Below are 20,710 nucleotides of genomic sequence, written 5' to 3'. Positions count from 1 at the left end.
GCCGCATTTTTTGCCGACAGCCGCCCGGCTCCGTCCGGCGCTATCGCCGACACCTCGCACAGGTTCTGCTCGCTGTCGTAGCCAAACAGCCGTGCCTGTTTCTGCCGCCCCTGCTCGCGCCGCTCCGCCGTCACCTGCCCTGCGCCATTGAGCCGCAACGCCTGCTCGCCCCAGTGGCTGTCGCGGATGCCCGTCAGACGGTCCAGCACGTCGTACTGGTAGCGCCGCTCCAGTACCCCATTCACCCCGTCCAGCGCCTGAACCGCCAGCAGCCCGGTGGCGCTCCACTCGTGGCGCAGCGCAAAGCCTTCGCCGTTGCTGCGCAGCTGTTCATACCCCGACGCCGTGTGGCTGAACGTCAGCGGCTGATGCGAGCCGATGCTCAACGTCGTCAGCCGCCCGCCCTGCCAGCCAAGACTCAGCGACGACAGCAGCCCTTCCACCACCGACCGCTGCCCGCTGTCGTCGTAGCCGCTGCGTACCTCTTCCCCGTTTACCCGCTCCGACACCACCTGACCGGCACGGTTATAGTCGTACTCCACCACCGCGTCCGGGCTCGCCGCCTTCAGCAGCCGGCCCGACAGGTCATAGGCAAAGGTCGTCGCGCCCTCGCTGGCACCGTCTGCCCGGACCGCCTGAATCTCGCTCAGCCGGTCGCCGGCGTCATACCCGTATTCAAGATGGCTGCCGTCCGGCGCCGTGCGCCGTGTCAGTCGGCCCGCCACATCGTAACCGTAACGGTACACCCGGCCGTCATAATGCCGTTCTTCGCTCAGCCGGCCACTGGCGTCAAACTGATAGTGCCACGCCTGCCCCTGGCTGTTGGTCACCCCGGCGAACTCCGATTCCGCATTGTAATGATAGCGGACGGTCGCGCCCAGCGGGTCGGTCGCTTCCAGCAGGTTATCAAACGCCCCATAGCGGAACAGGTAACGCTGCCCCAGCGCATCCGTCACCGAGGTCAGATTGCCTTCCGTATCATAGCCAAAGCGGGTTTCGCTGCCGTCTTCGTACACCACTTTCGACGGCGTGTCGCGCCCGCCTTCATAGTCCCAGCGCCGCACCTGCACGCCTTGCTCATGCGCGATGTGCCGCTCCGTCAGCCGGTCCTGCGCATCGTAGAAAAAGGTCACCGCCGGCGCCTCGCCGGGCTCCAACCGCTCCAGCAATCCACGCCGGTTGTAATGATAATGCTGCTCGCGGCCATCCGGCCCGGTTACCGCAGACAACAACCCCTGCGCCGTGTAGGCATGATGCCAGCTCCGCCCCTCCGGGTCGCTGGCCGTTTCCACCAGCCCCTGGGCATTGCGCGTATACTGCCAGGCGTTGCCCAACGGGTCGGTATAAACCAGCAATTGACCGTCATCGTCGTAATCGTAACGGTGTAGGCTCCCGTCCGGCAGCGTCACCGCCGTCACCTGCCCCCAGTCGTTACGCTGATATTCGGTACGCTGGCCCAGCGGGTCGGTCTGCGCCGCCAGTTGGTTGTTGTTGTCCCACTCGAAGTGAACCTCGCCGCCGTCCGGCTCGCGGCGCAGCAGAATATTATTGCGCGCATCGCGCACATAGGTGGTCACCCCGCCGAACCCGCTGTGATAGTGGTTGGTGAGGCTGTCCGGGTCGTAGCTGAACGAGCCGGGCCAGAAACCTTCCGCCGTTCTGTCGCGCAACGCGCGGCCCTGTTCATCGTAATCGTGTTCGACCCAGGTATGAGCCAGATCGGACCAGCGCAGCAGCCAACCTTCCGGCGAGTAGCGGTAATCAAAATTACGCCCTTCGCCAGCGCGCACGCTGAGCAGATGACCTTGCGCATCATAGCGGTAGCTGGCCAGCGTTTTTAGCGTCTGACGGTGCTCATCGCACAGGGTCAGTTTGACTATCCGCCGCCGCTGCGTCTCCACATGCACCAGACGCCCGTCCGGCAGGGCTATCCAGCACAGATCGGCGCGATCCCACAACAGGGCGATTCGGTTACCCGCCTGATCTTCAATCGCGCTAAGGCAAAGTTGCAGCCCCAGGGCATGCTCAAAGCGATAACGCAAGCCGTCCACGTTTTGCAGCACGAGCTGACCCTGTTGACGAGTCAATCGCCACGCCGGATTCGACGCCGCCCGGCTGAACGCGCCCTCCTCCGGCAGCACGAACACCGCCTGATTGAACTCGCCGTCGGTCAGCGTGGCGATCCCGTTTTCCAGCTCCAGGCCCATATCCCAGTTGGTGCGCCACAGCGCTCCTAACAGCCCCGGTTTTCGCTCCCCGCCTGAACGGTAATACCGTTTCATGGATAACGGCAGCAGGCTCGTCAACGTAAAGTCGGTGCGCCAGTCCACCACGTAACCGGTCGCCATATCCACCGGTTCGCCCTCGCTCTGACACTTCTCGCTGCCAGCTTTACACGCCTTGTCGTCTTCACCGGCTTTTTTCTGCTGTGGGGTGCTATCCGGCTGTTCGCCCTTATTGCTCCCGGCGCTAATGTCCTCGGTTTCTTTCGACGGTGCGCGTCGTTTCTTTTCACTCACCGCATTTTTCGGCTTTCCGTCATCGGCTTTGGTTATTGCGTTGTCGGATTTTTTGGTAACCGGTCCGCCTTCTTTGATGCCGTCGGCTTTGGTTTCGGCTTTTTTCCCTTCCCCCGACTTGGTAGTAGTTGCCTCCGGTTTTGCCGCCTGACTTTCAGCATGCGCCGGCGCTTTCGGCGCTTCGGCCGCCTTAGCAATGCTCCCCTTCGGCCTGGCGCTGCCGCTCACGCGGGTGACCACCTTGCCGATAAACTCATTGAATTTGGACTCGATGTAGGCCAGCGCGCTGTCATATTTGGCAATCAGCTTTTCCAGCGCGGTGATCATGGCGCTGAAGCTGTCTTTCATCAGCGACACAATCCAGTTGTTTTTAAGCGCGGACTCGGCCAGCACCTGTTTGAGCGCCGCGTGAATCTTCAACAACAAGGCTTTAGCCTGCGCGCCGTAGCTCCTCAGCTCGGCGCGCAGTTTGGTCAGCCCTTTCACCAGATTGCCGTCCGATAGGCTGCGGATAGTCCTGATGGCGAACTGCAGCTCTTTCGGCGTCCCGACCTTGAGCGCGCGGATAATCGCCCGTCCGCTGACCTTGAGCGCATCCCCCAGCCCGGGAATGACGCCAATCGCACAGAGCGCGCCTTCGGCGATATGCAGCGGGTCTTCGAGCTTGGCCGGCTCCTTGTAAGACTGCCAGCTCCACTCGCCGATCGAATACACATCCATCGCCTGCCCGACTACCGGAATAAAACCCAGCGCGATTTCACAAAACAGCATCAGCGCGGCGTTGTCATCTCCGCCTTTGTCCGCCACTTCCGCCGCCAGGCTGTGATGGATTTTGTTAATCGCCTGTTTGAGCTGACGGCTGCCGCGATTGACGCGTTTATCCAGCTCCCAGAAACGGTCATAGGATTTGCGGTACTCCTTGGGAATTGAGGTAAAAAGCCCCGCGCCATCGACATCCACATGACGATCGCTGCTGTCATCCGCGTCGTAGGTCACCAGACCTTGCTTGCGCAGCAACAAAAACAGCGTGAAATATTCCCCCGCCAACGTTGCATAAGCCGGGTTCGCCTGTAATACCGGGTTGTTTTCCACGGTTTCACGGGGTTTGAAATCGTCGGAGCCTTCATCCAGCATCAGCTCAAACGTGCCGCATCCCATGTCGTAAATTTTGCACAACCCTTTGGCGTCGGTTTTGCCGTGAATCTCCGTCTTATTACTATCAACCAATACGAACGGCGCGTTGGGCACCGGTTTCCCGGAGTCATAGTGGTAATAAATAAGCACTTCACAGCCGCATTTGGCGCAACCGCCTGAAATTTGGTTATCCGTGGCAAAATTCTGATTGGCTGCGTCTTCACTCGACAACAGCGTCGCCTTTTTATCCTGACTCATGACAAGTCATCCCTTTTAGTTATGCGTCGTCCAGTTGGTCAATCGCCGTCTTATACAGGCGGTCCATACGGTTTTGCGCGCCGATATACTCCGGCTGCGCCAGAATCTCCTGCGCCCACGGCTGATAAACAAAGGCCGGCTCCAGCTCGGTGGCCAGCGCCAGATAGCGCACGATATCCCGATCGTTATTAAATCCCTGGATACGGGCCTGTTCGGTTTGTTGGCGGGTGAAATTCAGCAAGGCGTCGTCATCGCTCGCCTGCCAGCGCTGGTGATGGGTTTTGAGGTGCGCCATGTAGCTGTCCAGCGCCTGACGCGTAGCCGGCGCCAGCAGTGCCTGCCACTGCGCCTCGCTGAGCGAACGCGGCAAGGTATCAGGCAGATTGTGCGCGGTCCGTTCGGTCAGCGTCAGGCTCTGCACGGCGCCGTCAGGCGCAATGTCGCAGAACGTGGCGATCGGGCCGCAGAGCGCGGTAGCCTCCTGCGCCGAACTCGCCGCCAGCAGCGGCGTAAGCACCTCCCAATCGCTGATGCGCAGAATGGCGCTGTCTCCCTCCAGGGTGGCGACCAGACTCCACTGCCGCAGGTGTTTCACCAGTTCCAGCAGTTGGTCAAGCGGCGAGTAGGCCTGCATAAACCAGTCGAGCTGAACTCCGACTCCCCAGCCCGGCTGCGTTAACAGATGCTCACGCACCTGCGGCCAGTTGGTCGGGTGGACGGGAATACAATAAGGCGATACGGAAGCATGAACCTGTCCGGTTTCTCCCCAGTACAGACGGGTTTGTTCCAGGCTACCGCCCCAGCGCTCCGCCAGCCAGGGAACCGCATCGTTCAGCGCCGCTTCGGCGACCACGAAGCACCCGCCCGCGGCCAGTCGCGCCTGCCAGGCCGCTTCCGTTTCCGGTTGCAGACTCAGAAAAGATTGAGACAGCGTCACGGCATAACCTCCGTCGTATCCGGTAATTCGCCCCGCATCCAGCCGGGCCGGTGATAGTGAAGGCGAACGTCTTCCACCCGGGCGGATTCGGATTTAAAAATCCGAATGCTGTCGCCCAGCGAATAACGCTCGGTCAAATGAATAAAAACCGGGTGATGATAAAACTCGCTGCCGATGATCCAGCGGTGGGCCGACCAGGCTTCGCACTCCGTTTCCGAGGCAAGCGGATACCGGATGCGGGCCAGCGTAACGCCGCTGAGAAAGCGGCTTTTCACCACCTCGATATCCAACTGCATCCAGTGCAATGTGCCGGCATAAAGAAACAGCTCATTCGCCAGCCGGTGCAGACGATTGTCGTTGGATAACAGATAAAACTGGTCGCGATTCAAGGTGATCAGATAATCGTCATCGGTGGATTGACGCACTGGCTGCCTCTCATGATGGTCCGCCAGCACGTGGTAGCGGCAAGGGGCGGCGGGGTCATCCTCCGCCAGCGGCAGGTACAAACCGGTCAAAAGCCCCATAAATGCCATGCGCTCATCGTCGTTGAGCGTTTGCCACCACAGCCGCAACACAGCCGGTACATAGCTACGCAACAGCGCCAGCGTACCGTCCGGGTAACCACAGCGCAGACGTTGCTGCCAGAAATCAGCCACTGGTGTCAGTGACTGCTCGCTATGCATCAACATCACGCCCTGATGGCGCGCAGGTTGCGTATCCGCCAGCCAGTGCAGCAGTGTTTCCCCCGGCCCGCCTTCGTCTACCTGCACCACCATCGGCGCCCAGCGCTGCCAGTAATCACCGGCACCTTCAAAGCGTAAGGGTTGCCACATCTGCGCCGCTCGCGGCTGAAACGCGCGCCAGAAATCCGGCAATGCCGGATACTGCATCGGATCGACAATGGCATACAGCGGCAGCGAGCAACGCTGACTGAGTTCAAACAGGGTATAGCCCGTTATCGTCATGATTTTTTCACTGGGATAATTAATCGATATTTAAATAAGGAGAAAACCGGAATGAGAACAGCGACAAACGTCGTCAGAGGAAATGAATTCCACCACGACGGCGAACAAAAATAATCTATTGCTAGTGAAATACGAACTGACTGACCAGCGATGCTGCTTTAAAGTAATTCGCCTTTGGCGCGGCGTTCCCGAACTTCTGCGGGAGATAACGGGGGGAATCTCACTCCACGCTGTTGCAGCAACTGCTTCACTTTCAGCGCCCAGGGATAATATGGCGAACGATGTTCCATCAGCGACAAACTATCCTCTACTGTCCAAGCCAAACTGGCTCCTGTCGCAGAATAAGTATTGATATTTGCACCATGTTCTATTAACCAGTACGCAATCTCATATTGATTAATATAGGCTGCATAATGCGCACTCGTAGTCTTTTGACCATCAGTTAAATTTACGTCTGCACCACGCTCTACCAGCAGTTTGATATCAGCCCAACGTTCTTCACCTATCGCACTAAATAACGCCGGTTGCTCAAGTCGTCCAATGGCATTCGGATTTCCCCCGGCATCCAGAACAATGCGCAGCCAGTCTGGATCTCGCACACCGGATACGCGGTTTACCGCACTGTCGCCTGAGCCGTCTTTGTAATTTGGATCGGCACCCAGTTTTAACGCCAGACGCACCGCATCCTTATCCTGCGTTTCATAAATCAACCATAGCAGCGGCGTAATCCCTTCCTTACCCTGAATATTCAAGTTTAGCCCCTGAGCAAGCTGACGCCGCGCTTCCGCTTCATCGCCTTTACGGATGGTCTGCAATAATGTCGCCATCGGTGGCTGGAACCATTCACTGGCCTGCATACTGCGCCCTCCGGCTTGACAGGCGGTGAGCAGCGGCAAACAGGCCAGCAGCCAATGCCACCATTTCAAAGCGTCTCTCCCTTCTCCCATTTATCCTGAACCTCTGCCGGAGACAGCGGGGGGAATTTAATACCGCGTTGCTGTAATTGCTGTTTGACTTTTAATAACCAGGGATATTGTGGAGAACTCTGTGCCATGATTGACAAACTTTCATGCACCCGCCAGGCCAGACTGCCACCTGTTGCAGAATAGGTATCAACTTTAGCGCCACGCTCAATTAGCCAATATACAATCTCATACTTATTTAAATATGCTGCATAGTGAGCACTTGTTGTTTTCTGTCCATCAACCAAATTAATATCAGCACCACGCTCTACCAGCAGTTTGATATCAGCCCAACGTTCTTCACCTATCGCACTAAATAACGCCGGTTGCTCAAGTCGTCCAATGGCATTCGGATTTCCCCCGGCATCCAGAACAATACGCAGCCAGTCTGGATCCCGCGCACCGGATACTCGGTTTACCGCACTGTCGCCTGAGCCGTCTTTGTAATTTGGATCGGCACCCAGTTTTAACGCCAGACGCACCGCATCCTTATCCTGCGTTTCATAAATCAACCATAGCAGCGGCGTAATCCCTTCCTTACCCTGAATATTCAAGTTTAGCCCCTGAGCAAGCTGACGCCGCGCTTCCGCTTCATCGCCTTTACGGATGGTCTGCAATAATGTCGCCATCGGTGGCTGGAACAATTCACTGGCCTGCATACTGCGCCCTCCGGCCTGACAGGCGGTGAGTATTCCCGCAAAAAATACAGCGATCCATTTGATTTTCTGTAACCATCGCATTATGCCCCCTTAAGCGTACTGGTAATTTTTCCAATATCGTCCTTTTTCTCTTTCTCTATACCCGCAATAACCTGATCCATACCATGACGCGCCAGCGGCGACCCGCCGGATGCAGGCAAAGGCATCATCTCACCTGCTGCTTTGGGAAGCCCGCCGCTCAGCAACGCAGCAACACCGACAACACCCCCTATCGCCGCGCCAACGCCCCCCCAACCAGCGCACCAGCCCCCGACAGTAGACCGGGAACGGCCGCTTTGCCATAGGTTTGCACCATAGTCAGAATCTCGCCATCTACTGCCTGCGTCTTAATCAGGGAACTGGTAGTAGCCATATCCGCTCCTTTCGCCACAGTATTGGCATGTAATCCCGCTGAGTTGAAGGTATAGCCAGGTAACTTGGTCGCACTCACTGCAGCCGAAGCCAAGCCGCCACCCAAAGAATGACCAACAATTATAGGAGGAGACTTGGCTAAAGCTTCCTTTACCTGCGTTGCTAAATACATAGCTTGGTTGTATTGAGCAGTACTCATACCCATGCCTTGTCCTGCATTCGTTAGCCAGTCTTTAGCTCCGGTAACCGCATTATTCGTTCCTCGAAAGGTGAGCATTGTCTCGCCATTGATGCCGGATTTGAACAATGCGGCTCCAAATCCAGAGTCTGGATCCATAAACTTAGCGCTACCCAACGAAGGAATCTCCTTGGCCGTTAAATGAACCAACCCAACCGGTGCCTTAGGCAATACCGTTCTGGCCTTACGTGCTACCTCATCCACCGGATAAACATACTGCGCCGCCTCCGCGCGCAGGATGCTGTCGTTATTAAACGCCAGTCGGGTGGCGGCGTCTTTCAGGTCCGGCATGGTTGCCGCCTGCTGCGCCAGCTTCGCGCGCGCCAGATAGCGATCCTTACGCTGCAATATCGTCAGCGCCTCATCCAGCACCGGCAACTCGGCGGTCGCAGCCCATTCCATCATGGCGGGCAGCAGCATCGGCGTCAGCGCCAGCAGCGGAGCGCGGCTTTTCGCCGATTGTTCCGCACAGGATTTGACCGGCGACTGGTAAGGCGAATCGCCAATAATCACATCTCCGCTGCCGGCCGCCACCGATCCACCGCAGCCGATGGCATCGCCGATACGTGCGGCCAGCTTGCCGTTGATAATTACCGTACCGGAACCGGCGGAAATGGCCCGGTTGTGAACCCCGTGCGGCATATTCGGACACGGACAGGCATGCAGCAACACCGCATCGCCCTTACGTGCCGCCGGTTTGCCATTGATAATCACATCGCCACTCCCCGCAATCACCGGGGTGGCGGGAAAGCAGCCGTGACCGGCACAGCTGTCCCCTAAACGCGCAGCTCCTGGCATGGTGGCTCCTTAACGCCGATCCGGGGCATCCGGCAACGTCGGTCTGGTGGGTACCTCCGGCTCGATGGACACCGGTGCCGTGCCCGCCCCTGCCGAACCGCCGTCGTTGATTTTCACCAACGTGCCGGAGATGGTGACGCCAGCGCCGTCGATTTTGATAAACCCGCCCGGCGCCTTGATGGTCAGCGACTGTCCGGCTTCCAGCACGATATCCGCCGCTTTGAGGTAGCTGTCGGTATTGACCAGCACGCGCTGATGCGCGCCAATCAATGTCTCTTCTGAACCGGACAGCGTCGTCTGGCGGCTGCCTTCAATACGGGTGATCTCGCCGCCGCCGATAAAACGTTTGAATGACTGGGTGATGCTCTGTATCAGATGGCGGCCGATCGACTGATGATGGTCCTGCCCAATCTGTTCAAAATCATCCTGTCCGATGGTGCGATGGCTATGCCTGTCCACCCGCTGGAACTGGTCCTTCGCCACGCTCAGATGCTGATCCAGCCCGACGCTCTGGCGATGAATGTTATTAATCACCGCGTCCATGTCTTTCTGAGCATGCAGGTAAATCTGCTCCCGGGTGGCCTCATCTTCGAAACGAAGTTCGTTGAAACCACTGCCTTTGTGGGTATCGGTTCGCAGCGTGGTGCGTGTTTTGTGTTCCGGCAGCACATACGGCGTGGGGTTGGTGGCATGAAACGTCCGACCGGTGATCAGCGGCTGGTCCGGGTCACCTTCCAGAAAACTCACCACCACTTCATGGCCGATGCGCGGAATAGCGATCAACCCGTACTGACCGCCGGCCCAGCCCTGACTGACACGCACCCAGCACGAGCTCTGGTCGTCGCTGGCGCCGTAGCGGTCCCACGGGAATTGCAGTTTCACCCGACCGAACTGGTCGCAGTAAATCTCTTCCCCCGCCGGACCGACGACGGTGGCGATCTGCGGGCCGTCCACCATCGGTTTGTACGGCAACGCCGCCCGCCAGGTAGTCGCGCCCTTCACCACCTCGAAACTGTTGCTGAGCGTGGTCGGCTCGCCGCCGCTTTCCTCTTCCAGCGCCTGCGGTTGCTGACCGCTGTGGGTCACCGCCACCACCTGCCAGGCGAGATTGAACGCCGGATTCGGGTGTTCGGTGAGAGTAAAGGTGCTGCCCGGCCGCAGTTCGGCGGCGTTGGATTCACCCACGCCGGTTATCGCATCCGCACGCAGCGCGTCCAACCGGTAGCCGGTAAACGCCTTGCCGCTCGGGTCCTGCTTGAAACGGCCGGGGTAGTCGAAGTGCTGGTAGGACTCACGTTGGTGATCCAGCTCGTTACTGGTCTTCTTGTGGGACAACCCATACGCCGGGGTTTTAAAGCTGTAATCCTTCAGTTCCACCTCGGCGGTACTGACCGCTTCGGCGTAGCGGAAACGGCGCACGTAAGCGCCTTCGGACAACCCTTGGGTGGCGAGATTGAAGAACAGCACTGGGCCTTTGGCCAGCGCGCCGGCGTCGTCGGCAAACACCACCCGGTGCTTGCCGGCTTCAAACTCGTGGAAGTAGAACATCCCCTCTTCCGCCGCCAGCCGGTTGATGAACGCCAGGTCGCTTTCGCGGTACTGCACGCAGTATTCACGCACCGCGTGCTCGTGGCGCAGCGAAAAAGCAAAATCGCTGATACCGGCTTCCTGCAACAATTGCGTGATGATCTCGTCCGGCTTTTTGGTCTGGAAAATACGGGCGTTGGTGCGCAGCCCCAGCCGCCACAGCGCCGGGCGCACTTCCGCCTGATAGCGGGTGCGGCGAAAACCGGTGTCGCCCTGAGCAAAGCGACTGACGATGCCGCTGACCCGCCGTTGCAGCTCGCCTTCGTACCACACCCTCAGCTCGCACGGCTGGTCCAGCACCGCGCCAAAATCAATATCCGCCTGGCTGCTGGCAAGGCTCAACGACAGCGCGAACGGCTGGTTCAGCGCCTCGCTCAGTTCGAAGTCCACCACCGCGAAGGTGGTTTCCGCCAATGCGCCGATTTTCACGGTAAACTGCAATCCTGTACTGTTGGCCACCCCGCTTCCTCCTTTTCCCGGCTCCATAGCTACCGCACACCCGGCGGATGCCGTGCGTCAGCGCAAAATCATGATCAATACGACTGCACTCAGCGATGGGCGCGCCATCGCTCAGCGCAGACAAAAACGGAAAAACCCGGACCGCAGTCCGGGTTAAGGCGGCATTACGCTTCGATCGGCGCGCGCCAGTCGTCGGAACCGGAAGTGCCGGCGACGGTGTGCTCCCAATCAACTTTGCGGTAGGCCAGCGACACTTCGATCAGCTGGGTGTAATCCTGCTTGGACGGGTCCTGGCAGTGCGGCATCTGGTTGTTGATGTCGACGATGGTGGCGTCGGTCAGGGTAGTGGTGAAGAAATGCTCCTGCTTGCCTTCGACCGAGGTGCGGTACCACTTCAGGGTCACGGTCGGCAGCATTTCGCCGGAAGCCAGCGCGTTATACAGCAGCGGCACGGCCTTGTTCAGGGCGACGGTGAATTTGAACGGTTTGTGCACACGCTGACCGGACGGCTGGCCGGACTGCGGGTCAGTCGGCACAGTGACGATGTGGTTGAATTCCTGTACCAGCATCTCGTCTTCGTGGCCCTGCACGTAGATGTTGCCGACGGAGTCGGAGGTGAAGGCACCGGCAGTGATATTGCCCTGAGTTTTACCTTCGATGCTGATATAGCATGGAGTTGGCATAGTCTTGCTCCTTGTTGTTGAACATGTGTTTGACTTCACCGTTCATAGAGCAATGACCATGCCACTTTTTATTTATTTGTTTTAAAAGGGAAAATCCACATCGCCATTTTCCCTAAGTAAAATTTGAGCAAAAAATTGCGCAGACCTCCCGAAAAAACGGCATCCATTGCGCAAACAGGGATTTATGCTGGTAACTGAGCAAGAAGTTGCGCAGATTTCGCATTTATTCTTATGCAGATTATTTAGTGAACAAAAAAATCAGAAAATTTGTGATTTTAGTCACAAATAATTTTTCTTAATTTTACTGCCATCGCTGCCGATACCGAGCCACAGAGCAAGTTATTCAATCTGTAAGGCAACCATCCTTTTCACGCTCATTAATGGAATATGTGAGGACATTGACATGATTCACCAGCAAAACACTGCCCCGGCTATCGGTATCGATCTCGGCACCACCAATAGCCTGATCGGTGTTTGGCAGGAGGGCAAAGCGCACCTGATTCCCAATGCGCTCAATGAATACCTGACGCCTTCGGTCGTCAGTCTTGATGAGGACGGCGCCATACTGGTAGGCCGACCGGCCGTCTCCCGTCTGACGACCCACCCTCACCTGTCCGCCGCATTGTTCAAACGTCATATGGGCAGCAGGAAAACCTTCCGGCTGGGTGATCACGCGTTTGACTCCGCGGAATTATCGGCACTGGTGCTGAAATCGCTCAAGGCCGACGCTGAAAGTTATCTCGGCCACCCGATCAAAGACGTGGTGATTTCCGTTCCCGCCTATTTCAGCGACGAGCAACGCAAGCAAACGCGTTTTGCCGCCGAACTGGCGGAGTTGAACGCCGTCCGGCTGATCAATGAACCCACCGCGGCATCGATGGCCTATGGGCTGCACACGCAAAATCTGGGGCGCACGCTGGTGTTTGATCTGGGCGGCGGCACCTTCGACGTCACGGTGCTGGAATACGCCTTTCCGTTGATCGAAGTGCACAGTTCCGCCGGCGATAACTATCTGGGCGGTGAAGATTTCACGCAGTTGATCGTCAAAGCCGCGCTGAAGACATGGCAACTGGAAGAGAGCCAGATTCCCGCCACGGAGCTGGCGCAGCTTTACAACCTGGCCGAACAGTGGAAATGCCGGCCGGCGGCCGAACAGACCAAAACCCTGTGCTGGCGCTGGCAGGAACGGGAATGGCGTCTGGAACTGGATGACGCCGCCGCGGAAGCCATCTGGCTACCGCTGTTAAACCGGTTGCGCGCGCCGATTGAGCAGGCGCTGCACGACGCCCGGCTGAAACCGGAGCAACTGGATCACATCGTGCTGGTCGGAGGCGCGTCGCGTATGCCGGTGATTCAGAGGCTGGTGGTGCGGCTGTTTGGCAAACTGCCCTATCAGCATCTGGACGCCAGCACGGTGGTGGCGCAAGGCGCCGCGGCGCAGGCGGCCTGTCGGCTGCGCAATGAAGATATCGAAGAAGTGATTCTCACCGATGTCTGCCCGTATACGCTGGGCATCCGTACCGCCAACGATCACCAGAGCGGCCTGTTCTCGCCGATTCTGGAACGCAACACGGTGGTGCCGACCTCGCGGGTTGAGACGTTTTCCACCTCACGGCCCGGCCAGACGGCGATCAGCATCGCCATCTATCAGGGAGAAAGCCCGTACGTGGAGAACAATATTCTGATTGATGAGTTCGACATGACCATCCAGCCGAAGGACCACCCGCAGTCTATCGAAGTCCGCTTCAGTTACGACATCAACGGCCTGCTGGAAGTGGATATCAACCAGCCCGACAGCGGCGACACCTTTACCAAAATGATCGATCGCAGCCCGGTGGGGCTAAGCGCGGCGCAACGCGAGCAAAGCCAGCAACGGCTGAAAGCCCTGAAAATTCACCCGCGCGATAATCTAGTCAACCGTAATCTGCTCGCCCGTCTGGAGAAAGCCTGGGCGCAGACGCGGGCCGACGAGCGAGCGCAAATCGGTATCTGGCTGCGGGAGTTCGAGCAGGCGCTGGCCGCCCAGCATACGCCCCGCATTCAGGAAACCCGCGCTCGTCTGGAACGCGCGTTGGACGAGTGGGATAGATAGACAATTCGTTCGATAAATCCGCTCTATAAACACCAATAAAGGAGCTGAAGGCCCCTTTAATTGTCTGATTGCTGACAAAATCCTTAAGTACAGGATGAAGCATTTTCCTGGCGTCAAAAACTGTGCTGAGGTGGGTGACTTCGCCGGATGCGCGGCAGGGACGCCGCGCAAGCCCGTGCCGCGCCGGACAAAAACGTCGGGAACGTTTTTGAACAGCGTTTACGCTGGCCCGAAGGGCGAGCCCCAGGGATGGGGCGAGTAACCGCGTCACGGGCGGCCCGAACAGCGAAGTCGAACGCCGAAGGAACCGCGTCAGCGGCACAGTTTAGCCACCAGCCAGTGGTCAAGGAGAGGCGGCGTCTGGGTCTCTCCTTGTCGTGCGTGCGATGAAGCGGCAAAGAAATGACACCGCTTATCCCGCACGAAACTATTCACTGACCGGACAAAATTCACCATTTACAAGACAGCATAGCTGTTGATATCAACCCGTTACTCCGACGGTATTTCAGGCGGGCCGAACCGGTTCCATCGTTTGCTGCCGTTAAGACATAGCGGTAAAAAGACGAAAATCGGCAACAACACCACGCAGAACGCCGAAAGCGACGGGCTGTTACTGCCCATGTCGTTGAAACGACGTCGGGCGGCGCTGAACAGATTGAGCAGCAACAGAGCGATAATCACCAGGTTTTTATGCGGCGAATGCTCAAGCAGCATGTTGCCTCCGGTATAGAGCAGCAGCGCGCCGATCCAATTTTGCGCAAAAAAACCGGCTCGATCGATGCGATCGCTCATTCGCCAGAACTGCCAAAACCGCCCGCGCGCCACACCGTTGTGTTTAAAGTGCGACTCTCGCTCATCGGCGTATTGCTGCAGTATTTTCGCCATCAGCCGCAGCGTCACATCGTCATGAGCGTGACGAAGACAATCATCCAGCAACGCCTGCTCGTCGTTATCCGGCAAATAGGCTTCATTCTGATGGAACTTGTCGATCATCCGGCCGATCAGTCCGATGCGTTTATCGTCCTCCAGCGGCTTGAGCGCCTGATGCAGTTCGTCAGACTGGCGTTCCAGCACCGCGTTGGCAATTTGCTCCAGCTCCGGCGTTTTTCCTTCCAACTGCTGCAACCACTCCCGGTGTTTCTCCGCCTGGCGGTCGCTCCCCAGATAGCAGTAAATAGCATGGAATAAAATCTGATAGACCAGCGGTGACTGTGCCACGGTTTCGCGCCAGCCGGACTCAGAGCTATAGAATTGACTGGCGGCGGCGATATAACTGTGGCCATCCTGACGCAGGTAGTCCTCCACCGACACCGGCAAACGCATCCAGCAGTTATAGTGAAGCCCGTCGGACAGCACCAACCATGTCGATAGCTGACGCATGGCGTCATCCGGTTCAACCGCATCCAACTGGCGGTACAACCGATACAGCGCATACGCCGGGTGCGATTCCGGCAGCGATGGAATCTCAAGGTGGCGCAGCCATGACAGACTCTCACGCGGGTAGGCCACCATCAGCGTCAGCAGCATGGCGTGGCGGAATTCGTCACGCGCGCTGACACGCTCCTGTTCAGGCAGGACGATATCCCATACCGAAGCCAAAAACGCCAGCCAGTCTTTGACCGGCTCCAGCATCCGGTTGCATTCGGCATGTTCGGTCAGTTTGCGCAATGGGCCCGGCGGCAAGCGCCGCCATTGCATCAGCCATGAAAAGACCTGATTCCAGACCACCGAATCGGTATCGTCGAACTCAGCCGGCAGCGCGGCGTCCGACGGCGCCGCCAGCCACGCGGTGAACGCCTGAATCACCGAAGAGGTCGCCAGCCATTGCAGGCGCTGTTCCGCCTGCGCCCGTAATCCGGACATAACCAGCGCCGGCAGCGGCTCGTCCGGTATCGGTTGATCCAGAATATCCTGCAGCAGTCGCTCGTTGCCGAACGTGAGCATACAGGCATGCCAGTAGCATTGATCCTGCAACGCGGCGCCGTGGTTCCGCACCAGATGCGCGTAGATGATTTGCGGCTTCCATGCGCCCAGCTTCCATTGCACATAGTCGGCCGCACGCGAAGACAACGGCAGTTGCGCGGCATCCCCCCAGCGGGCCATCATCTGCACCGTCTGTTCCGGCTGGAAGAAACGCTGCAGCGAATCCTCAAGGCTCACGCCGTCCAGCGACGGCGCCACGGCGCTATTGAACGACTGGATCAGTAACGGCAGCCACTCTGGCTGGCGCCGCGCGCACCAGTCGATCAGCCATTGCTCGGCCTGCCCATGTCGGTTAAGCAGATACAACCGGCGCCACAGTTCGAACGCCTGCGGCTCATCGCCGGTCAGCGCGCAGTGGTGTGCGCTCAACCGCAGCCACTCGCTATCCTGTGGTTGAGCGGCAAGTTGCTCCAGGCAGTAATCACGCAATAACGGCTGAGGCAATTCGGCCAGGCTGTACCAGCGAGCCAGTTGATGCATCAGCGCCGGGCAGTCCGGCCAGACAATCACGGCCGCATCGCTCAGCACCGTCTTCAACATGAAACCGGGCCGGTTCCAGAACAGTTCACGGCACTGCTGCAGGAAAAAGATCGTTTCCAGCTGTGCCGGCAGGTTGAGCCCAGCCAGCGATGAGAAATCGAACCAGTCGCCCCGCGCCAGAAAATCCAGATACTCGTCCATCTCGCCGGCGAGTTCCTGAGGCAACTCGTTCAGCCGTTGACGCCAGCGCAGCCTCTCGGCCAGCAGCCCGGCGCAGGAGGCCGACAGACAGGGTTCCCGATACAACCGCTTTAACAGCGGCCAGCGGGCCTGCTCAACCACCGTCATCCCGAACTGATCCAGCGTGTGAATAAAACGCTCCCAGCCGATGGGTTGCACACGGGCGGCAGGGTCGGACAACAGTTGCTCAAACGCCGCGCGCAGCGGCTCGGTGTCGGCGTCAAATTCAAACCGGTTGTCGGCCGGCGCGTCGGCTTCCGCCGGAGCCTGCTCGTCTGCCTGCGGCTCACCGGGATGCTGCGCCAGCCGGCAGGCGGCGTCATAAGCCTGCCGCAGGCGCTTAAACCCTTCCGGGTCGGTTTCGGGGTGGAATTGCGGCAGCGTTTGCCGGTAAGCCTGACGAATGGCGTCCATATCCTGCGTGGGTTCAATGCCCAGCAGTTGCCAGCACAGATTATCCATTACACCTCTGCTCCCTGTAACGATGCGGGTTTCTCCATGTCCGGATGCGCCACGTCCCACCGCAGATGTTTTATCGGGCTGTCGGCGTGACAATAGAGCGCGTTGAACTGGGCGACATAGGAAGGGCGTCGGCAGAGATGACCCCATTCATACCGCTGAATCTCCGGCGATGCCTCATCCAAGGCCAGCCAGTAGGTTCGGCCGACGAAAAACGCCGCATAGTAATTTTGCCAGCTGCGATAGTAATAGTTGGCCCGCGCCGCCAGACGGGAGTGAAGCCACTGGCTTTCCGTCTGATTGATCCAGCCGCTAAGCAGACCGACCCGGCAGAGAAAACCCATACGACCGAGATCCCAGGCGCGGATGCCGGCTTCGCCGCACAACGCGGCCGTTTCCGTCACCAGCGTCAGCACGCCTTGCCGGCCTTCAGGCTGGCCGGCGCAATATTCTTGCCATTGTTCGGGGCTCAGCCGGTGCCACAAATGATAATCACGTTCCAGGTTCTCCGCGTGTCCGTTGTCGGTCATGCGATTAATCATGGCGATCAAGTCGTCGCGGGAAGCGATATCCCAGCTGTCTTTCAGGCTGAAAGTCTTGCCCGGCGGGTAAAACGTATCCGCATCGTAGCGGGCGCCGTAGTCGATATTCAGCGCCACCATCGGCGCTGACAACGCCAGCAGCCAGTGTTGATATTCCTGTTCCATCACCATAACGTCCAGAGGTTATTGGTTCGTCCTGTTCGTAACATAACAAAAAATGAGGAAAAACTGTCAGATACCGCCTGACATCTCCCCTTATATCGGTACGATCGCCGCATTCCATGAGCCTGACTTTTCAAATTCACTTTTATCCCATCGTGCCGTGATGTGCGGTATGCCACAATGGACGCACTGTATGGCGTCGGCCATCGCATCGGAAAAAAGGAGTAAAGATGAGTTATGCACCTGGCGCTGGCCTGTCCGCCAGCGAGGCGCTGGACCAACTGGAAGCGCGATATGATGCCGCGGTCAAAGCGTTGCGCACCGCGATCGGCGATTTTATTACCCACGGCACCCCGCCGGACGCCGCCGCGCGCGCCAACGGACTGTTTGTCTACCCGGAGCTGCGCATCAGTTGGGACGGACAGTCCCAGAAGCACAGCAAGACCCGCGCGTACGGCCGCCTTACTCACGGCGGCAGCTACCGCACCACCGTCACCCGCCCTCAGTTGTTCCGGCACTATCTGGCGGAGCAACTGGCGATTCTGGAAAACGACTATTCAGCGACCATCGACGTCGCGCCTTCGGACAAGGAGATTCCTTATCCGTATGTGATCGACGGCGCCAATCTGGGGCTGGAGCGTTCGATGAGCGCCGCGCTGGCGCAGCACTTCCCCACGCCGTCGCTGGCGCTGATCGGCGATGAAACCGCCGATGGCCTGTTGCAGACGCTCGACCATTTCCCGCTGTCGCACTTCGACGCGCTACGCACCGATTTCTCGCTGGCGCGCCTGCGCCACTACACCGGCACCCGCGCCGAACACTTCCAGCCGTTTGTGCTGTTCACCAACTACACCCGTTACGTCGATGAGTTCGTGCGCTGGTCCTGCGACCAGATTGCCGATCCAGAAAGCCCGTATCAGGCGCTGGCCTGCGCCGGCGGCGCGGTGATCACCGCCGACACCGACAACCCGCATCAGGCGGTATCGGACCTGGCGTGGAAAAACCATCAGATGCCGGCCTACCACCTGATCTCGCGCGAAGGGCGCGGCATTACGCTGGTGAACATCGGCGTCGGGCCGTCCAACGCCAAAACCATCTGCGACCATCTGGCGGTACTGCGGCCGCACGCCTGGCTGATGATCGGCCACTGCGGCGGCCTGCGGGAAAGCCAGACCATCGGCGATTACGTGTTGGCGCACGCCTATCTGCGCGACGACCACGTGCTGGATTCGGTGTTGCCGCCGGATATCCCGATCCCCAGCATCGCCGAAGTGCAGCGCGCCTTATACGACGCCACCAAACAGGTGAGCGGCATGCCGGGTGAAGAAGTGAAACAGCGCCTGCGCACCGGCACCGTGGTCACCACCGACGACCGCAACTGGGAGCTGCGTTATTCAGCTTCGGCGCTACGCTTTAACCTCAGCCGGGCGGTGGCGGTAGATATGGAAAGCGCCACCATCGCAGCGCAGGGGTATCGTTTCCGCGTGCCTTACGGCACCTTATTGTGCGTGTCGGACAAGCCGCTGCACGGCGAGATCAAACTGCCCGGTCAGGCTAATCGCTTCTATGAAGGGGCGATTTCCGAGCACCTGCAAATCGGCATCCGCGCGGTGGACCTGCTGCGCGCCGAAGCGGAACACCTGCACTCGCGCAAACTGCGTACCTTCAACGAGCCGCCGTTCCGGTAAACAAGGCTGCTCCCGGTAACCGGGAGCAGTTACCGATTGCCTTATTTTTACGCCCTTGCGGGTTCTGGCAGAAACCGTGGATGTTCTCGCGCGTCACATGCACCCGGCGCAACTGGTGCAGCGCCAGTCGTGCAGATTAACGGCCTGATAGAAAAAGCGGAAATAGCACTCTTCAATCGGTACCTGATGCAGTTCGAAACAGTCCGCCAGCCAGTCGACGTTTTCCAGAATCCAGTCATCTTCATCCAGCCCGTCCCGGTAAAGCTCATCATCCGGATCGATTATCGAATAAATCCCCAGCGTTCCCAGATGCTGTTCACGGTATTTTTCCGGTAATTCAAACGCGCGGTCCTGATAATAAATTATCCAGTGCCCATGACATAAAAGATTACCATTCCGGCTCCATGATGCCGTGAAAGGATTTGGCATAGCTTATAAAATCCTATTTATATCAAACAAATAAATAAAACAGCCCAATACGCAACAGATAAATAAACCGGCATTGATAATACAGCTTATCAGGATGGAAAAATATATGGATATAAACCTATAACCCCCAATGGGTAAATAACAAAGTCATTGATGAAAGACAATGTATTTCCGATTAATAGAAAATTTCGGATTCATAGAGAGGTACGGATCAATAAAAAAGTACGGATTAATAGAAAGGTTCGGATTAATAGAAAGGTTCGGATTATTTCTTATCAAAACCATCTTGCTGTCCAGATTCATGCTGGCGCAGCGGTCGGATTGTGCGTTGCTTCGAAAAATTGATACGCCGCAAACGTTTATTCACAGAATCGCTTTATAACTGGTTCACCACCCCCGCCCGGCGAAGATGGGACCGGGGTTTCTGGTCTATGATGAAAAGGCCGTCACGTTGCCCGGCAAGAGAGCACATGCCGGACTGATCTTCATGGCGAACCAACACGCGATTGACAGAAAGGAGAGCGTTATATGTCAGGCAGTAAAAAGAAAAAGAGCCCGATTGGACTGGATGTGCAGCAGTCTGAAAAGATTGCCGCCAAACTGAACACCTTGCTGGCCAACTACCAGATTCTTTACATGAATGTGCGCGGTTATCACTGGAACATTTCCGGTGCGGCGTTTTTCGAACTTCACGCCAAGTTTGAGGAAATCTACAACGAACTGCTGTTGAAAATCGACGAACTGGCGGAACGTATTCTGGCGCTGGGCGCCCAACCGCTGCATGCCTACAGCGACTACCTGAAAGTGGCGGACATCAAAGAAGACGTCAACGCCACCGACGGCAAAAAAACGCTGGCAGGGTTGCTGGCCGGTTATGCCGTGCTGCTGCAACAGCAGCGGGAAATCCTGCCGCTGGCGGCGGAAGCCAGCGATGAAGGCACCGCGTCGCTGATGACCGATTACATCAAAGAGCAGGAAAAACAGATCTGGATGTTCAACGCCTACCTGAAATAACCCCGGCCCGA

At 57.9% G+C, this 20,710-nt stretch carries 13 protein-coding genes and 1 pseudogene; 3 read left to right on the top strand and 11 right to left on the bottom strand.

Annotation, left to right across the window (positions count from 1 at the left end; all coding sequences use genetic code 11):
- From DXXMK7_RS06685 to DXXMK7_RS06650, 8 genes and pseudogenes are all read right to left on the bottom strand, one after another.
- The coding region (locus DXXMK7_RS06685; protein ID WP_050569988.1) for a DUF6531 domain-containing protein at nt 1-3,911 on the bottom strand (3,911 nt) is incomplete at its 3' end.
- Between the two features lie 19 nt (nt 3,912-3,930).
- Nucleotides 3,931-4,848: a DUF4123 domain-containing protein gene (locus tag DXXMK7_RS06680; RefSeq protein WP_038918403.1), complete on the bottom strand. Its 918-nt coding sequence runs from the start codon at nt 4,846-4,848 to the stop codon at nt 3,931-3,933.
- Nucleotides 4,845-5,813, bottom strand: coding sequence for a DUF4123 domain-containing protein (locus DXXMK7_RS06675; RefSeq protein WP_038918402.1), 969 nt, complete (start codon nt 5,811-5,813; stop codon nt 4,845-4,847). Before DXXMK7_RS06675 ends, DXXMK7_RS06680 begins: the two co-directional genes overlap by 4 nt.
- A 158-nt stretch (nt 5,814-5,971) precedes the next feature.
- Nucleotides 5,972-6,739 (bottom strand): ankyrin repeat domain-containing protein, encoded by a 768-nt coding sequence (locus tag DXXMK7_RS06670; RefSeq protein ID WP_038920856.1) that lies wholly within the window; start codon nt 6,737-6,739, stop codon nt 5,972-5,974.
- A complete protein-coding gene (locus tag DXXMK7_RS06665; RefSeq protein WP_038918401.1) occupies nt 6,736-7,515 on the bottom strand; it encodes an ankyrin repeat domain-containing protein in 780 nt (259 codons plus the stop codon). The genes DXXMK7_RS06670 and DXXMK7_RS06665 overlap by 4 nt, the downstream gene beginning before the upstream one ends.
- Nucleotides 7,515-8,881 (bottom strand): annotated as a pseudogene (locus DXXMK7_RS06660) (PAAR domain-containing protein). Before DXXMK7_RS06660 ends, DXXMK7_RS06665 begins: the two are co-directional and overlap by 1 nt.
- 9 nt (nt 8,882-8,890) lie before the next feature.
- Nucleotides 8,891-10,927, bottom strand: a complete 2,037-nt coding sequence (tssI, locus tag DXXMK7_RS06655; protein WP_038918399.1) for a type VI secretion system tip protein TssI/VgrG — start codon at nt 10,925-10,927, stop codon at nt 8,891-8,893.
- A 164-nt stretch (nt 10,928-11,091) separates the two neighbouring features.
- Complete coding sequence (locus DXXMK7_RS06650) at nt 11,092-11,610, bottom strand: Hcp family type VI secretion system effector (protein WP_038918397.1); 519 nt, start codon at nt 11,608-11,610, stop codon at nt 11,092-11,094.
- 403 nt (nt 11,611-12,013) lie between these two features.
- On the opposite strand from DXXMK7_RS06650, the gene DXXMK7_RS06645 reads away from it, so the two are divergent.
- Nucleotides 12,014-13,702: a molecular chaperone HscC gene (locus DXXMK7_RS06645; RefSeq protein ID WP_038918396.1), complete on the top strand. Its 1,689-nt coding sequence runs from the start codon at nt 12,014-12,016 to the stop codon at nt 13,700-13,702.
- Between the two features lie 489 nt (nt 13,703-14,191).
- On the opposite strand, the gene DXXMK7_RS06640 is transcribed toward DXXMK7_RS06645, so the two are convergent.
- The gene (locus DXXMK7_RS06640) at nt 14,192-16,867 is read right to left on the bottom strand and encodes a DUF805 domain-containing protein (RefSeq protein WP_038918395.1); all 2,676 of its coding nucleotides are present in this window, start codon (nt 16,865-16,867) and stop codon (nt 14,192-14,194) included.
- On the bottom strand, nt 16,867-17,571 hold the full coding sequence (locus DXXMK7_RS06635) for a DUF1266 domain-containing protein (RefSeq protein ID WP_038920855.1): 705 nt from the start codon (nt 17,569-17,571) through the stop codon (nt 16,867-16,869). Before DXXMK7_RS06635 ends, DXXMK7_RS06640 begins: the two co-directional genes overlap by 1 nt.
- Before the next feature lie 227 nt (nt 17,572-17,798).
- Between DXXMK7_RS06635 and DXXMK7_RS06630 the strand changes: the two genes are divergently transcribed.
- Nucleotides 17,799-19,256, top strand: a complete 1,458-nt coding sequence (locus tag DXXMK7_RS06630) for an AMP nucleosidase (protein ID WP_038918394.1) — start codon at nt 17,799-17,801, stop codon at nt 19,254-19,256.
- 93 nt (nt 19,257-19,349) lie between these two features.
- Here DXXMK7_RS06630 and DXXMK7_RS23015 read toward each other — a convergent pair whose 3' ends face one another.
- Nucleotides 19,350-19,685 carry a hypothetical protein gene (locus tag DXXMK7_RS23015; protein ID WP_038918393.1) on the bottom strand — a complete coding sequence of 112 codons (336 nt, stop codon included), beginning with the start codon at nt 19,683-19,685 and terminating at the stop codon, nt 19,350-19,352.
- Nucleotides 19,686-20,213: 528 nt separating this feature from the next.
- Here DXXMK7_RS23015 and DXXMK7_RS06615 point away from each other — a divergent pair.
- Nucleotides 20,214-20,699: a Dps family protein gene (locus DXXMK7_RS06615; RefSeq protein ID WP_038918391.1), complete on the top strand. Its 486-nt coding sequence runs from the start codon at nt 20,214-20,216 to the stop codon at nt 20,697-20,699.
- The last annotated feature ends 11 nt before the right edge of the window (nt 20,700-20,710 follow it).

It is taken from the genome of Dickeya sp. MK7 (genome assembly GCF_000406305.1).
Taxonomy (GTDB): Bacteria; Pseudomonadota; Gammaproteobacteria; order Enterobacterales; family Enterobacteriaceae; genus Dickeya; species Dickeya fangzhongdai.
Note: the sequence above shows the minus strand (reverse complement) of the source record. Positions and strands in the feature narration are given on the sequence as shown.

Coding starts and splice junctions, on each gene's coding strand:
- DXXMK7_RS06675 (WP_038918402.1), bottom strand. CDS start 5,813: ATGACGATAACGGGCTATACCCTGTTTGAACTCAGTCAGCGTTGCTCG.
- DXXMK7_RS06665 (WP_038918401.1), bottom strand. CDS start 7,515: ATGCGATGGTTACAGAAAATCAAATGGATCGCTGTATTTTTTGCGGGA.
- DXXMK7_RS06650 (WP_038918397.1), bottom strand. CDS start 11,610: ATGCCAACTCCATGCTATATCAGCATCGAAGGTAAAACTCAGGGCAAT.
- DXXMK7_RS06645 (WP_038918396.1), top strand. CDS start 12,014: ATGATTCACCAGCAAAACACTGCCCCGGCTATCGGTATCGATCTCGGC.
- DXXMK7_RS06640 (WP_038918395.1), bottom strand. CDS start 16,867: ATGGATAATCTGTGCTGGCAACTGCTGGGCATTGAACCCACGCAGGAT.
- DXXMK7_RS06635 (WP_038920855.1), bottom strand. CDS start 17,571: ATGGAACAGGAATATCAACACTGGCTGCTGGCGTTGTCAGCGCCGATG.
- DXXMK7_RS06630 (WP_038918394.1), top strand. CDS start 17,799: ATGAGTTATGCACCTGGCGCTGGCCTGTCCGCCAGCGAGGCGCTGGAC.
- DXXMK7_RS23015 (WP_038918393.1), bottom strand. CDS start 19,685: ATGCCAAATCCTTTCACGGCATCATGGAGCCGGAATGGTAATCTTTTA.
- DXXMK7_RS06615 (WP_038918391.1), top strand. CDS start 20,214: ATGTCAGGCAGTAAAAAGAAAAAGAGCCCGATTGGACTGGATGTGCAG.